This window comes from Photobacterium sp. AWH4_225 (assembly GCF_056158405.1).
This window is the reverse complement of sequence record NZ_JBSWTF010000001.1, coordinates 2,071,770-2,086,064: the sequence shown is the minus strand read 5'-3', so window position 1 is coordinate 2,086,064 and position 14,295 is coordinate 2,071,770. Positions and strand designations below refer to the sequence as shown.

General features: G+C 46.1%; 9 protein-coding genes. 5 read left to right on the top strand and 4 right to left on the bottom strand.

Annotated elements, in window-relative coordinates; translation table 11 throughout:
• Positions 1-56: 56 nt before the first annotated feature.
• Genes ACXAD4_RS09945 through ACXAD4_RS09935 form a run of 3 tightly spaced genes read right to left on the bottom strand, consistent with a single transcriptional unit; the run spans position 57 to position 5,737 of the window.
• Complete coding sequence (locus tag ACXAD4_RS09945) at positions 57-2,684, bottom strand: MlaD family protein (RefSeq protein WP_475241043.1); 2,628 nt, start codon at positions 2,682-2,684, stop codon at positions 57-59.
• A complete protein-coding gene (locus ACXAD4_RS09940; protein WP_475241042.1) occupies positions 2,665-3,861 on the bottom strand; it encodes a PqiA/YebS family transporter subunit in 1,197 nt (398 codons plus the stop codon). Before ACXAD4_RS09940 ends, ACXAD4_RS09945 begins: the two co-directional genes overlap by 20 nt.
• A gap of 46 nt (positions 3,862-3,907) precedes the next feature.
• Positions 3,908-5,737, bottom strand: a complete 1,830-nt coding sequence (locus ACXAD4_RS09935; protein ID WP_475242750.1) for an ABC transporter ATP-binding protein — start codon at positions 5,735-5,737, stop codon at positions 3,908-3,910.
• 82 nt (positions 5,738-5,819) lie between these two features.
• Between ACXAD4_RS09935 and ACXAD4_RS09930 the strand changes: the two genes are divergently transcribed.
• From ACXAD4_RS09930 to ACXAD4_RS09915, 4 genes are all read left to right on the top strand, one after another.
• Positions 5,820-6,278 (top strand): GAF domain-containing protein, encoded by a 459-nt coding sequence (locus ACXAD4_RS09930; RefSeq protein WP_475241040.1) that lies wholly within the window; start codon positions 5,820-5,822, stop codon positions 6,276-6,278.
• A 108-nt stretch (positions 6,279-6,386) separates the two neighbouring features.
• Positions 6,387-7,031, top strand: coding sequence for an RNA chaperone ProQ (proQ, locus tag ACXAD4_RS09925; protein WP_107298191.1), 645 nt, complete (start codon positions 6,387-6,389; stop codon positions 7,029-7,031).
• A 17-nt stretch (positions 7,032-7,048) separates the two neighbouring features.
• A complete protein-coding gene (gene prc / locus ACXAD4_RS09920) occupies positions 7,049-9,049 on the top strand; it encodes a carboxy terminal-processing peptidase (protein ID WP_475241038.1) in 2,001 nt (666 codons plus the stop codon).
• Between the two features lie 226 nt (positions 9,050-9,275).
• Positions 9,276-9,938 (top strand): lipocalin-like domain-containing protein, encoded by a 663-nt coding sequence (locus tag ACXAD4_RS09915; RefSeq protein ID WP_475241036.1) that lies wholly within the window; start codon positions 9,276-9,278, stop codon positions 9,936-9,938.
• 99 nt (positions 9,939-10,037) lie between these two features.
• Here the strand turns inward: ACXAD4_RS09915 and pncB are convergent, their stop codons facing one another.
• Positions 10,038-11,237, bottom strand: a complete 1,200-nt coding sequence (gene pncB, locus ACXAD4_RS09910; protein ID WP_475241034.1) for a nicotinate phosphoribosyltransferase — start codon at positions 11,235-11,237, stop codon at positions 10,038-10,040.
• A 433-nt stretch (positions 11,238-11,670) separates the two neighbouring features.
• Between pncB and pepN the strand changes: the two genes are divergently transcribed.
• Positions 11,671-14,292 (top strand): aminopeptidase N, encoded by a 2,622-nt coding sequence (gene pepN / locus ACXAD4_RS09905; RefSeq protein ID WP_475241033.1) that lies wholly within the window; start codon positions 11,671-11,673, stop codon positions 14,290-14,292.
• Positions 14,293-14,295 lie beyond the last annotated feature (3 nt).

The following is a 14,295-nucleotide window of genomic DNA, read 5'->3' as shown; positions in this document are numbered from 1 at the left end:
TAGATAGGTAAAAGAAAGGAGCATTGCTGCTCCTTTCTTTTAAATGGTTTTACGAATTAGTGTTTTGGAATGGCTGTTCGCCAGGTTTTCCATTCAGGTTTGGCTGTCTCGTGCAGCAAGAAGTGGCTGTCGCTTTTGGCTATCGGAGAAAGCGGTTGGCTTTCCGGCGTTGCGAAAGCAATGCCACCGCGGATAAGGCTATCAACCGTGCCGCTTTGGACTGTTGCACCTGTTAGGCCAATGGTCACATCGATACCGGACACATTCCAAAATACGCTGTCTGTTCGGACTAGGTGGCTGAAGTCCTGTTCAACTTGAGCTTCGATAATTACTCTGTCGGCCAGTTCACCAAGGCTTACTTTTACCACTTCGCCCACTTGGATATCACGGTATAGCAGCGGTGTTCCTTCACTGATGGAATTACGTTTTTCAGTTTCCAATATCACGCTCAGCCCTTTATTTTGCAGTTGGGCATTACCTAGCGTGAAGCTTTGCGAGTAATGGCCTTTACCCGGCGTGACAGCAATATAGCTGCTGAGCAGGGTATCAAGGTTTTTGGCTCCGGTGATGCTGATCTTTGGGCTGACAATCCAGAACTGGCTATCAACTTTTGCCAATAGCTCGGCGTATTTCGGGAACAGACGCGCCTTTACGATGACTTTACCTGTATTGAAGTCAGGTTCGGTTTCAACCACTTTGCCCACATTGACGCCTTGGTAACGAATGTCGGTGTTCACCTTAATGGTTTTAGCATCAGCCGCAATCATAGTAACTAATAAGCCGTAGTCTTTGGCTTCTTTATAACTCTTGTAAAGTTTGTAACGGTTACCGCTGCGGTTGGTCACGCCCTCTAGTTCGTCAAAGGCAATACCGCCTTTAATAAGGGTGCTAATAGGGTCCGCTTTTATTTGTACGCCATCAAGCCCGGCATCAACTTCGACACCAGAGCGGTTCCAGAAGACGGTGTTTGCTGAAATTAAGTGGCGGTATTTATTGTCGACTTTAAGTTTTATCGTGACGCCGTCACGTGTCAGTTCATAACTAGCTACTTCACCCACTTCCATGTTGCGGTATAGCACTGGGCTACCTTCTGAAATCGGTGGTAGCTCTTCGGCATACAAGCTGATAGCTGCAAACCCTTTGGCCTTTTCAGCGGCCAGGGTGGCGAGCTGGCGACTCTTATAAAGCGGGTATTGGCTGAGTACTTTGCTAGAGCCACTACTGGTAAAACTGATGCTTTGGCTGATCAGTTGATCGGCCGGCGGGACAGAGACATCCAACCCTTGGCTGCTTAAATTGGCTTGAATACCACCATCGATATAGAAGCGACTGCCAGAGCGAACCAGCTTGGTATATTCAGGCTGTACAATGACACTGAAGCGTACTTTCGTGCCATCAAGCCTCACCGATTTAACTCGGCCAACTTCCAAGCCTCGATGTTTGAGTTTAGTCCCTCGCTTGATGCCATAGCTATCATCAGCATACAGGGCAAAAGAGGCCACGCCGGGTTGTTGCTCTTGAAGTTCATCTTGGTTAATCGCAACAAATTGTCGACTGGTTTCGCCATTACCGGGTATCAGGGTTAGGAAGTTACCACGAAGTAGGTTACCAATGTTCTTCACACCATAGAGAGAGAGCTCAGCCTCTTCTAGCAGCATTTTTGAACCTGTGGTTAGCAGATCACTCATCATTGGCTCAATAGCGGCGTGGGCAACAATGGTGCCTCGCTCTTTGTCGAGTCGGATATCGGAAATCTGACCAATCTGCAGGCCGCGATACACAATCGGTGCGCCGCTTGCACTAATGTTACTGTTCTCTGGTAGGTCGATAGTAATCGCGATCCCTCGACCAGCGGTGTTCAGATCAGGATAAAGCCGGAACAGGTGATCAGGTTCAATAGGTAAGCCTTTATCAGGTGAGTCGAAAGCAATCGCACCGCTTATCATGGCTGACAGGCTTTCAAACTGGACATCGACACCGTTAAAGCCAATGTTGGCACTCATGCCACTGACATTCCAAAAACGGCTCTTGTTAGTCACTAAATTGGCGTACTGAGGTTTGATCAAAACATCAATGATGACTTGTTTGTTGTTCTGACTCAGGCTGTGGTTGTATACCTCACCGACGGGGATCTTCTTATAGAGAACCTGCGAGCCAATATTGATTGAGCCTAAATGGGGGGCACGCAGCTGGATTTTCAAACCTTCGCCAACTGGGGTATCGGCCGGTTGGTTATCGAGGGCATCAAATTCATTGGCAAACTTACCTTCACCCGGTTGCAATGCGATGTAGTTACCGGAGACGAGGGCATCAAGACCAGAAATACCGGTAATAGAAGCTTTAGGTTTTACTAGCCAGAAACGGGTTCCACTGCGCAGTGTTTGCACGGCCTCAGGGTAGATATCTGCTTCGACAAAAATGCTTTTTAGATCGCTTGATAGATTAACATCACGAACGATACCCACTTCAAGCCCTTGGTAACGGATTGTCGTCCGTCCTGCCACTAAGCCTGCAGCATCATTGAAGTGAATTTTGATCCGTTCACCGGCCTCATTGACGGCTTTGAAAACTAGCCATCCTGCGAGAATCAAGGCTAGCACGGGGAGGATCCACAGCGGGGAAATCCCGCGATCGCGCTTTATATTGACCGGTGTAGGTTGTTGATTATTTGGTCCGTTGTTCATAGTTGTCCCATATCAGACGAGAATCCAAGCTTTCAGCGGCAAGCATTGTCAGCACCACCACGACACCAAAGGCAATAGCGCCAGGGCCGGGGGTGAAGTCGAGCAATTGATCACGGTCGATGAGAGTCACCATGATCGAGATAACGAAGAGATCCATCATTGACCATTTACCGATCCATTGGATAAAGCGGTATAGCTTCATACGTTGCAGATGATTAACACTGCGTTTGAATTGAATGGTCAAAAGGATGAAGGCCAGACCAAGGATTTTGGCAACAGGCACGACAATACTGGCAATAAATATAATGATGGCAATGCCGAGCATATCGGAGTTCACCAACGAGGCGACACCGGAGAAGATAGTATCTTCGACACGCTTACCATTATTGAGAAAGATAGAAATCGGATATAGGTTCGCAGGGAAGATAAACACAGTCGCTGCGATAAGGTATGCCCAGGTTTTTTGAATGGACTGAGGCATACGCTTGTGAAGCGGGAAGTCACATCGAACACAGTTATCATGGTCATCTTGCGTCATGTGGCAATGATGACAGTGCCTTGCATGGCTGTATTTCTTGTGTTCGGTTTCTGGTTGCCATGCTTCCCAGTAGCGGTTGATACTGATACGGGTAAGTAGTAGCGCAGTTAGCAGCTGTAGCAGCACCAAAGAATACAGTCCGGGACCAACAAAGATATCGGCATAATCCTGAACCTTGAAGCACGAAATCCCAAGGCTTACCAGAAAAACATCAAACATGGCCCAGTGCTTGAGGTGTTCAATAATCCATAGTGAACGGCGAAACAGTTTGATTCGGCGAAATCGTAGACCAACTTGTGCGCCTAAAACGGAACCACAAACCAGTAAAGGGGCTATGGAACTACAAAACAGGATGAGTAAGGCAACGGCTGGAAAGTTAGGCGCAAGGGAGAAGGTGCCGGAAGTTAGTGTTGCCGGGATCATTACTCCGAACAGGCGGATAGTGATCAGGGGAAAAAAGTGAGCCGGAATAAAAAGGATTAAGCAGGCGAGGGCAATCGCCAGTTCACTGGAAAAACGAAAATGACCACCTCGGTACAGACGGGTGTTGCAGCGTGGGCAATATGCACTTTGTCCCTGTTCAGCGACCTGCGGAAGCAAAGGTAAATCGCAACCGGGGCATAGTCTCGCTGTGGTCATTAACGTTTATTCCTTTAAAGTATTAATCTAAATGAACGGTATTTTATTATTTTAGGTTCATTCTGGCTACAGGTACTTGTGTAATCGAATCATTTTGATTTTCAGATGATTGTACAGAACCATACAGTGTTTGATACAAGCCTTCTTCATTCACTAATTCATGGTGCGTACCGCTTTGGCTGACCTGGCCATCTTCAAGCACGTAGATTACATCAGCTTGTTTAACCGCAGATAAACGGTGAGCAACAATCAGCGTGGTTCGATTGGCCAAAAACTGGTTTAGCGCCGTGTGCAAAGCTGCCTCTGTTGCGGTATCTAACGCTGAGGTTGCCTCATCCAAAATGACAAACTCAGGATTGGTCAACACCATTCGGGCAATAGCCAGCCTCTGACGTTGACCACCTGACAATTTAATACCTTGCCGACCGATCTCGGTATCGAGTCCTTCAGTTAGGCGCTGGGTCACGTCTGTCATTTGTGCAATCTCAAGCGCTTTCCAAAGCTGCTCGTCAGTGTATTCACCGCCTAACGTAAGGTTGTGGCGCATAGTATCATTAAATAATACAGGCTGTTGTAGGACCACTGCCATTTTGTTACGTAGTGCTTCATAGCTCACATCTTCTATCGGGTAGCCATTGACTAGGATGTCTCCAGCGTCTTTCTGATAGATGCCTAGAAGAAGTTGGATCAAGGTGGATTTACCGCCGCCAGAAGAGCCGACCAGCGCAACCCGTTTACCAGCAGGAATACTCAAGCTCATTCCGCGTAAGACTTCTTTGTCTTCATCATAGGCGAAATGGATATTTTTGACTTCAATATCAAGACTATGATCATTGTTGAACGGATTAACTTTTTGTACAGGACGCACTTCTTCTTCGATAGCGATAAGACCATTGAGACGCTGCATAGCGGCTGACGCGCTGTACCAAGCAAACTGGATTCCTAGCAACTCCTGAACTGGGCCAAGCATGAACCAAAGGTAGCCGAATACTGCAAACATCTGACCAACACTGAGATCAGTAAAGAGCACCATGATCATCGCCATGGCACGAAATAGCTCGAAGCCAACTAGGAACAGTAAAAAAGAAATACGGCCAGCAGCTTCCGATTGCCACGCGTATTTATCGGCATCGTGACGGATATCATTGGCATTGGACTTCAGTTGGGTAAGGAAATCACGCTCGCGGTTTGCGGCACGCAGCTGGTAAATGCCGTCGAGGGTTTCCACCAAACGTTGCTGGAATCGCTCAAAGGCTTGGTTTTCTTTTTTCTTTAAGGTTTTAACTCGGTTGCCCATTAGCTTCGAGGCATAAACCACGATAGGGTTCACGAGCAAAATGAACAAACCAAGCTGCCAATTAAGCCATAGAAGGATGGCAGCTGTACCAATGACCGTCAGGAAACCCACCAAGAAACGGCTCAAGGTGTCACCGACAAACTTATCTATGGTTTCCACATCAGTAATAAGGTGAGAAGTAATACCGCCGCTACCGCGCTCTTCATATTGACGCATGCTGATACGACCCAATTTGTCGATCAGGTGCTGTCGCATGTTGTAGGTAATATCTTTGGCTACCAAGGTAAACTGGCGGCTCTGTAGAATGTTTAGCGCCTGGCTAGCCACGCGCATCAAGACAACAAATAGCAGCACCAGCAAGATGTAAGCAGTAGGTTGTTGTAGGGATTCGGGTAAAAAGTGGTTCAGGAAATCGATACCGCCAGCAGGTTTGTCGAGCAAGATTTCGTCGACCATTAAAGGCATTAACAGTGGGATAGGAACACTGATAAGGGTCGCAATGAGCGCAATAATATTGGCAGCAATCAAGCGGGGACGGTGATTTTTCGCTTGCTTTACCAGCCAAGACCAGTTAATCATTTGGTTTGAATCGTTTTTCACAATGATAATGATTCCCATTATTAATAAAAAGCCATTTTAGCGGCTATAAAAGGAGTAAGCCATGGAAATTAGATCAGTTAACTACCAAACGCTGACGAAACAAGCGATCGCGTTGGTTGAGGGTGAGCCTGATCTCATTGCTAATATGTCTAATATTAGTGCTTTACTGGCCATGGAGTTAGAAGAGATTAACTGGGTTGGCTTTTATATCTTAAAAGGAGACCAACTTGTCCTAGGTCCATTCCAGGGGAAACCGGCCTGCGTAAGGATTCCTGTCGGGCGTGGGGTATGCGGTACAGCGATTGCCGAGAACCGTGTTCAGCGTGTAGAAGATGTTCATCAATTCGAAGGGCATATTGCGTGTGATGCTGCGAGCAACTCCGAGATTGTTATCCCGTTCTCGGTAAAAGGCGAATTGTACGGCGTGTTGGATATTGATAGTCCAATCTTATCAAGATTTAGTCAATCCGATGAAGATGGGCTGGTTTCTTTGTTAGAAGAACTACAAAAAAGGCTCTAATTGCATGCTTTCGGTGGTTTTTCGGCGTTAGGTAACTATAATAGCGGAACAATTTCTTTTTGATTAAAGTACTAACGGCGAGGAAACTCGCTTTTGTCAGGAAAGTCCATGGAAAACTCTGAAAAGCTAACGAACAGTAAAGAAGTCATTGCCTACATTGCTGAGCGTTTCCCAAAATGTTTTACTGTTGAAGGTGAAGCGAAGCCACTTAAGATTGGTATCTTCCAAGATCTGGCTGAGCGTCTAAGCGAAGACCCTAAAGTAAGTAAAACTCAACTGCGTACCGCTCTGCGTCAATACACTTCTTCCTGGCGTTATCTTCACGGTGTGAAAGCGGGTGCAAACCGCGTTGACCTTGATGGCAACGATTGTGGTGTGTTAGAACAAGAACACGTAGATCACGCGAAACAAGCACTTGAAGAAAGCAAGGCTAAAGTACGTGCGCGTCGTAAAGAGCAAGCAGAAGCAAAAGCGGCTGCTGGCAAGGATGGTGAAGCAAAGGCGAAAAAAATTCGTCCAAAAACTGCTAAACCAAAGAACACAAAACAAAAAACGACTAAGCTAAATAAAAAGCCTGCAGAAACGACCCGTGCACTGACTGCTGATGAAGTCGTCGTTGGCAAGAACGTTAGTGTTAACATGGGCAACGGAAACATGCCGGCAACTATCGTTGAAATTAATAAGGACGATGTGCGTGTTCGCCTATCAAATGGTTTGACCATGGTAGTTAAAGCGGAGCACCTGCGTTCGTAAAGGAGAATGCTCGACGCATGAAAGGTCGATTCCGTTTCTCACTGATCGCTGCTGGCATGATGCTAGCAGCCTCAGCGCAAGCCCTAGAGGCGACATACAAGTTAAGTGATCTTCCGCAGCTGGAACCTGAAAAACAGCATGCGACTGCTAGTAAACGAGTAGCTTCACGCTTTACTCGTTCACATTACAAGCAATTTTCACTTGATGACCAATTTTCTTCCAGTGTCTTTACGCGCTATATCGAGATGCTGGACTTCAACAAAAGTTTCCTTACTGCTTCCGACATTCGGCAGTTTGAAGAATGGGAAGACCAGCTGGACGATCAGCTCAAAAGAGGTGACACGTCGGCGGCTTTCGATATTTTCAACACGTTGCTGAAACGTCGCTATGATCGCTACCAATACGCACTTACCTTACTTGATCGTGAAATCACGTTTGATGCCGATGAAGATATGGTAATTGACCGTTCAGAAATGGACTGGCCTAAAGATCGTAACGAGCTCAATGAAATCTGGCGTAAACGTGTTAAGTACGATGCGCTGAACTTGAAGCTCGCAGGTAAAGAGTGGGATGAAATCAAAGAGACGCTAGGCAAGCGTTATAACAACGCCCTTAAACGTCTAACTCAAACTCACAGCGAAGATGTATTCCAGATCTACATGAATGCCTTTGCCCGTGAAGTTGATCCTCATACCAGCTATTTGTCACCGCGTAACGCTGAACAATTCCAGTCTGAAATGAACTTGTCTTTGGAAGGCATTGGTGCTGTTCTGCAAGTAGTTGATGATTATACTGTAATTCGTTCTTTGGTTGCTGGTGGCCCAGCCTCTGCCTCAAAAAAATTGGCAGCAGGTGACAGAATCATAGGTGTCGCGCAAGACGGCAAAGATATGGTCGATGTGATTGGTTGGCGACTGGATGATGTCGTACAGCTCATCAAAGGGCCCAAAGGTAGTAAAGTTGTTCTGGAGATTCTTCCAGAGGGGAATAACGCGAAAAGTTACGATGTCACAATTGTCCGTGACAAGATTCGCCTAGAAGATCGCGCAGCTAAATCTTCGGTAGAAACAGCAAACGGTAAGAAAATTGGGGTGATAGAAATCCCGAGCTTCTACGTGGGTTTATCTGAAGACACCAAGAAAGAGCTAGCGAAACTCAACGACCAGCAAGTTGATGGTGTCGTTATCGATTTGCGAAACAATGGTGGTGGTGCTTTGACAGAAGCAACAGCACTGACTGGTTTGTTTATTAACAGCGGACCGGTTGTTCAGGTACGTGATAGTTACGGAAGAGTGAAGGTGAATGGCGATTCTGACGATCGTGTTTACTTTGATGGGCCACTAACTGTTCTAGTTAACCGCTATAGTGCATCGGCGTCTGAAATCTTTGCGGCAGCAATGCAGGATTATGGCCGCGCCGTTATTCTCGGTGAGCAGTCGTTTGGTAAGGGTACGGTACAGCAGCACCGCTCGCTAAACCATATCTATGACTTGTTCGATAAACCGTTGGGCCATGTGCAGTACACCATTCAAAAGTTCTACCGTATTAATGGAGGTAGTACTCAGAATCTAGGTGTTGTACCTGATCTTGCATTCCCAACGGCGGTTGATCCTTCTGAAACGGGTGAAAGTGTCGAAGATAATGCGTTGCCTTGGGACAGTATCAAGGCGGCAGATTATCAGAAGCTCTATAACTTCTCTGCTGTTTTGCCTTCATTGAAGACGAAACATGATCAGCGTATCAGCAAAGACATGGAGTTTGGCTTTATCCAAGATGACATTGCCAAATACCGTGATGAGAAAGACATCAACACGATTTCTCTTAATGAGAAAAAGCGGATTGCTGAGCAAGATCAGGAAGACGCAGATCGTTTGGCTAGATTGAATCAACGCCAGAAAGCGGCAGGAGAAAAACCTTTCGCAACATTGGATGATGTGCCAAAAGACTACGAAGCACCTGATGCTTACCTTGAAGAAGCGGTAGCTATAACCTCTGATTTAGCAAGAGCGCAAAGCTAACTTGTGAGAATAGGCTAGACCTTATAAAAACGGCACCTGTACTGGGTGCCGTTTTTTTATGGGTAAAGAGGACAGGGTAACTCGATATTCTGTATAAGATTCTTCGTGTTTCACCCCTGAGACAGGGGATAGATTAGCACTGATAATTCTCAACTTTTACATGCTAGCGGCCAATTGCCGACTAGGGTTAAAAGTAGGTGATCAATTCTGGTGTTAGGGGAATGCTATGCTGAAACATGTAATTCTTGCTGTAACCCTGTTTTTTTCGACATTTGCTATTCACGCTCGTGCGTCAGATTTAACGGAATTTGATTACCCTTTGTTACTGGGGGATTGGTACTGGTTTAGTAATACCGATGAAGGGGTAGAAAGTGAAGGTTCGAATTATCGTGCGATGAACATCAAGTTCAAATCTAACTATCGTTTTGTGATTCGTCTTCTTCAGACTGACGGAAACGTCGAAGAGTGGGATGGGACATACGATATTGATGAAACAACTGTGACTTTCTTATCCCATGGTCAACCAGAGCAGCAGCATAGCTACATGTTAAGCTACAACCAATTCTTGCTTGATGGTGCTCGCTTCACTAAGTTAGCTCCGGAAAATCTACCAGGAAAATGGCGTTCATCTCAGATCTCTGGGCAAGATGTCGGTGATAGTGTCTCAGAGATTGCTTTATCACTGCGTCCTGACTTCTTGTTTTCTGCGGAAGTATCTGGAAAGAACGGTAAGAAAAAAGAACACCGTGGTATCTATTTCATTGAAGATGATCGCATTGTGCTGATTTATGAAGATGGCCAGCAAGACAGTCAATTCCGCCTTGGTAGCAATACGTTGACTCTGAGTAATAAACAGTTTGGAATGGAAGCGGTAATGAGAAGAGAGTAATTTGTCTCGACCAGCTACGGATAGGCCACAGGTACACAGGTCAATTAAATAGTAAAAAAAGCGAGGTAATGACCTCGCTTTTTGCTTTTCTGCTATCGGCTAGCTGACAATTTGAAATGCTTGTCGAAGCTGTGATAGGTAGTTCTCATCACGACAAATGCTTTTTCCAGGCTCGTCCGAAATTTTCGCGACAGGGCGGCCTTCGCATTCAGTCAACTTCAACACCACATTCAATGTTTTGACACCAGGTAAATCACAAGTTAGCTGGGTACCAATACCGAAGCTGATATTAATACGGTGGGCAAAGTGCTTATAGATGTTCAGCGCTTTGTCCAGGGTTAGGCTGTCAGAGAAAACCAAAGACTTAGTTTTCGGGTCAATGCCAAGTGACTGGTAATGGGCAATCGCTTTTTCACCCCAGGCAATTGGGTCACCACTGTCATGACGCAAGCCAATGAAGCGTTCAGATAAGCGTAGGTCAAAGTCACGCAGGAAGGCATCCATATTGATGCAGTCGGTGAGGGCGATACCCAATGAATTAGGGTACTCCTGCAGCCAGCGGTTTAGTGCCAACTGTTGAGAGTCTGCCAGTTCGCCGGCTAGTTGCTGATGAGCCTGGAACCATTCGTGGGCTTGGGTACCAACAGGTGTTAGACCTCGGGTACGAGCCAGGTGGTAGTTAGATGTACCTTTGAACTCTGGCATGTGATCTTTCAGGTAATCGACAACTTCATGGTGGACATGTCGTGAAAAGCGTCGGCGTGAGCCAAAGTCAACCAAAGAGAAAGCGTCAAGGTTGATGTTTTCATCTTTGGCTCGCTGATAAAAATCAGCCAGCTTCAGTTTCAATGAATCTAAGGCATTTTCAGCTGTTGACCCTGGATAGCAACGCTGGCAACGGACTTCACAGATGATGGCCAACAAAGGCACTTCCCAAAGGATAATGTCAATCCATTTACCCGTGATGGTGATCGCCAGTTGCTCACCTGATGTATCAATCTGAACCTGTTTGCTATCGAGTTTGAATGACGCAAGGTACTCAAGAAAGTCAGCCTTGAAGAAGCTCAAGGTAGACAGATAGTCAATTTCTTCCTGAGTGAAAGAGAGGTCAGCTAGTCGATCAATATGCTCTTGAATCTCTTGGCTGTACGGACGGAGATCTTCGTCACTCCGGCAATGAAACTCGGCAACAGCCTCAACATTGGGGTATTGATGAAAAATGGCTTGCTGCATGTGCAGTTTGTATGCATCGGTATCGAGCAGGGAGTCGATGATCCCATTGTGTCCAAAATGATTCATAACTAATTTGGTTGTTTTTTGCAATCCGGATATTTTACCCTATTTTGAGTCTAGGTTGTCTCAAAATGTTTCAGATCGTTGAAAAATTTAGGGGCAGTACGATACGCGTAAAATCCGCCAACGACAAGCCTACAGAGGACATTTTGTGTTTTTTAGAGGTGTTCTGTTAACGCATTGCAAGTGCGGTGATCTTGCTGTAAAGCGGAATTTAGGTAACCATTACTGCTTGTAAGCTAAGTATAGTAAAGATGATAAGCTAGTCTTCAAAGCACAAACAGCAAAATTATCGACTGGATGTGCATAAAATGAGCGTGTGAGCGGGCAATTGAGAAACATATCGCCAAATCCAAGTAATAAGCTTGTCTGCTCAGGCTTAACGCAGAATAATGGAAACATACCGCGACACTATATAGCGGAAAAATAAGGAATAAACATGGCCGATCAACCAACTATCCAACCAACGGCAAAGTACCGTTCAGATTATAAAGCACCAGAATTTACGATTACTGATCTCTCCCTGGAATTTGACTTACATGATACTGCTACTCGCGTTGTAGCTATCAGCAAGGTTGAGCAGCAGGTGGAAGGTGCGACTACTTTGGAACTTGATGGTGATGCGCTTACCTTGGTTCGTATTGAAATCAATGGCGAGAGCTGGACCAATTATGCAGAGAGCGAAGGGAAGCTCACTATCAACGGTTTGCCTGCCTCGTTCGATATGCTGATTGAAACGGAAATTAATCCTGAAGCAAATACCTTGCTGGAAGGTTTGTACAAGTCAGGCGGTGCGTACTGTACCCAGTGTGAGGCAGAAGGTTTCCGCCGTATTACCTATTACCTAGACCGCCCAGATGTTCTTGCGCGATTCACTACTAAAGTGATTGCGGACAAAGAGCAATATCCATACCTATTGAGTAACGGTAACCGTGTTGATGGCGGTGATCTAGAAAATGGTCGCCATTGGGTGCAGTGGCAAGACCCGTTCCCGAAACCAAGTTACCTATTTGCTTTGGTCGCGGGTGATTTTGATGTCTTGCGTGACAAATACACCACAGTCAGTGGCCGTGATGTAGCACTGGAAATCTTTGTCGATAAAGGCAACCTTGATCGCGCTGAATATGCGATGACGTCTCTGATTAACTCGATGAAGTGGGACGAAGAGCGTTTCGGTCTAGAGTACGATCTTGATATCTACATGATCGTAGCGGTTGATTTCTTCAATATGGGCGCGATGGAAAACAAAGGCTTGAATGTCTTTAACTCCAAGTTCGTTTTGGCGAATTCGAAGACGGCAACTGATACTGATTACCAAGGTATTGAAGCGGTTATCGGCCACGAGTACTTCCACAACTGGACAGGTAACCGAGTGACTTGCCGTGACTGGTTCCAGCTCAGCTTGAAAGAAGGCTTGACCGTTTTCCGTGATCAGGAATTCTCTTCAGATTTGGGTTCTCGTCCCGTGAACCGTATTAATAATGTTCGCGTAATGCGTGGCCCACAGTTCTCTGAAGACCGCGGCCCGATGTCTCACCCAATCCGCCCAGAAAAAGTGATTGAGATGAATAACTTCTACACCCTTACTGTATACGAGAAGGGCAGTGAAGTGATTCGTATGATGCACACTTTGCTAGGCGAGCAGAACTTCCAAGCGGGCATGAAGCTGTACTTCGAGCGTCATGATGGAACGGCAGCAACTTGTGATGATTTTGTTCAGGCGATGGAAGATGCCTCTGGCATCAGCCTTAAGAAATTCCGCGGTTGGTATAGTCAGTCTGGTACACCGGTTGTGCAGGTTGAGACCGAATATTTAGCAGAAGAAAAGAGTTACCGCGTCACTATTAAGCAGCATACGGCACCAACTCCTGGTCAAGAAAAGAAGCATCCGCTTCATATTCCATTTGATATCGAGCTGTATGACACAAAAGGCAATGTCATTCCGTTACAGTGTAATGGTAAGCCGGTCCACAATGTGTTGGATGTGACTGAAGCTGAACAAGTATTTGTCTTCGAGGGCGTCGAAGAGCAGCCTGTTATTTCAATGCTGCGTGAATTCTCAGCGCCGGTCATTTTGGAATACGACTATTCAGATGAAGAACTGACCTTCTTGATGGTTCATGCCCGCAATGAGTTTGCACGCTGGGATGCTGGCCAAATCCTATTGGCGAAATACATCAAACAAAATGTTGCTCGTTGCCAGCAGGGTGAGTCGTTTGAGCTGCCGGAATCTGTGGTTGATGCATTCCGTGGTGTGCTGCTTGATGAAAAATTAGACCCTGCTTTCATTGCCGAAATGCTAACACTGCCAAGTGAAAACGAAGTGGCGGGTTGGTATGAGACTGTCGATGTTGATGCAATCAACACTGTTGTTGGTGAGCTTGAAAAAGCACTGGCAGTGGCAATGGAAGATGAGTTCAGCGCAATCTACCATTCACTAACGCAAGCGGCGTACACTATTGAACATGAATCAATGGCAAAACGTTCGCTACGTAATACTTGTTTGAGCTACCTAGCATTTACCGAGCAAGGTAATAACCTAGCTGCTAAGCAGTATGAAGTTTCTGACAATATGACAGATACCATGGCGGCAATGGCTGCGGCGAACAATGCTGAGCTAGCTTGCCGTGCCGAGCAAATGGCAGACTTCAGTGACAAGTGGACCCACGACGGTTTGGTGATGGATAAATGGTTTATGCTGCAAGGTAAGAACCCTGCAGACAATGCGCTCGATAATGTGCGCGAAACCATGAAGCACGCAGCTTTTGATATCAAGAACCCGAACCGTACCCGAAATTTGGTTGCAAGCTTCTGTGCCAATAACCCAGTACGTTTCCACGCTAAAGACGGTTCGGGCTACCAGTTCCTGACTGAAATTCTGACTATCTTGAACACGAGCAACCCGCAAGTTGCTTCTCGTCTGATTGAACCGTTCTTGAAGTACCGTCAGTATGATGAGCAGCGTCAGGCACTAATGCGCACCGAACTGGAAAAATTGTCTCAGCTAGACAACCTAGCAAAAGACTTGTTTGAGAAAGTGCAGAAAGCGTTAGAGCTTTAACCT

What these genes read in the sequence shown, in the direction of transcription:
- pepN (WP_475241033.1), top strand. Translation starts at nt 11,671, where the DNA reads ATGGCCGATCAACCAACTATCCAACCAACGGCAAAGTACCGTTCAGAT.
- ACXAD4_RS09930 (WP_475241040.1), top strand. Translation starts at nt 5,820, where the DNA reads ATGGAAATTAGATCAGTTAACTACCAAACGCTGACGAAACAAGCGATC.
- ACXAD4_RS09915 (WP_475241036.1), top strand. Translation starts at nt 9,276, where the DNA reads ATGCTGAAACATGTAATTCTTGCTGTAACCCTGTTTTTTTCGACATTT.
- pncB (WP_475241034.1), bottom strand. Translation starts at nt 11,237, where the DNA reads ATGAATCATTTTGGACACAATGGGATCATCGACTCCCTGCTCGATACC.
- proQ (WP_107298191.1), top strand. Translation starts at nt 6,387, where the DNA reads ATGGAAAACTCTGAAAAGCTAACGAACAGTAAAGAAGTCATTGCCTAC.
- ACXAD4_RS09945 (WP_475241043.1), bottom strand. Translation starts at nt 2,684, where the DNA reads ATGAACAACGGACCAAATAATCAACAACCTACACCGGTCAATATAAAG.
- ACXAD4_RS09935 (WP_475242750.1), bottom strand. Translation starts at nt 5,737, where the DNA reads ATGATTAACTGGTCTTGGCTGGTAAAGCAAGCGAAAAATCACCGTCCC.
- prc (WP_475241038.1), top strand. Translation starts at nt 7,049, where the DNA reads ATGAAAGGTCGATTCCGTTTCTCACTGATCGCTGCTGGCATGATGCTA.
- ACXAD4_RS09940 (WP_475241042.1), bottom strand. Translation starts at nt 3,861, where the DNA reads ATGACCACAGCGAGACTATGCCCCGGTTGCGATTTACCTTTGCTTCCG.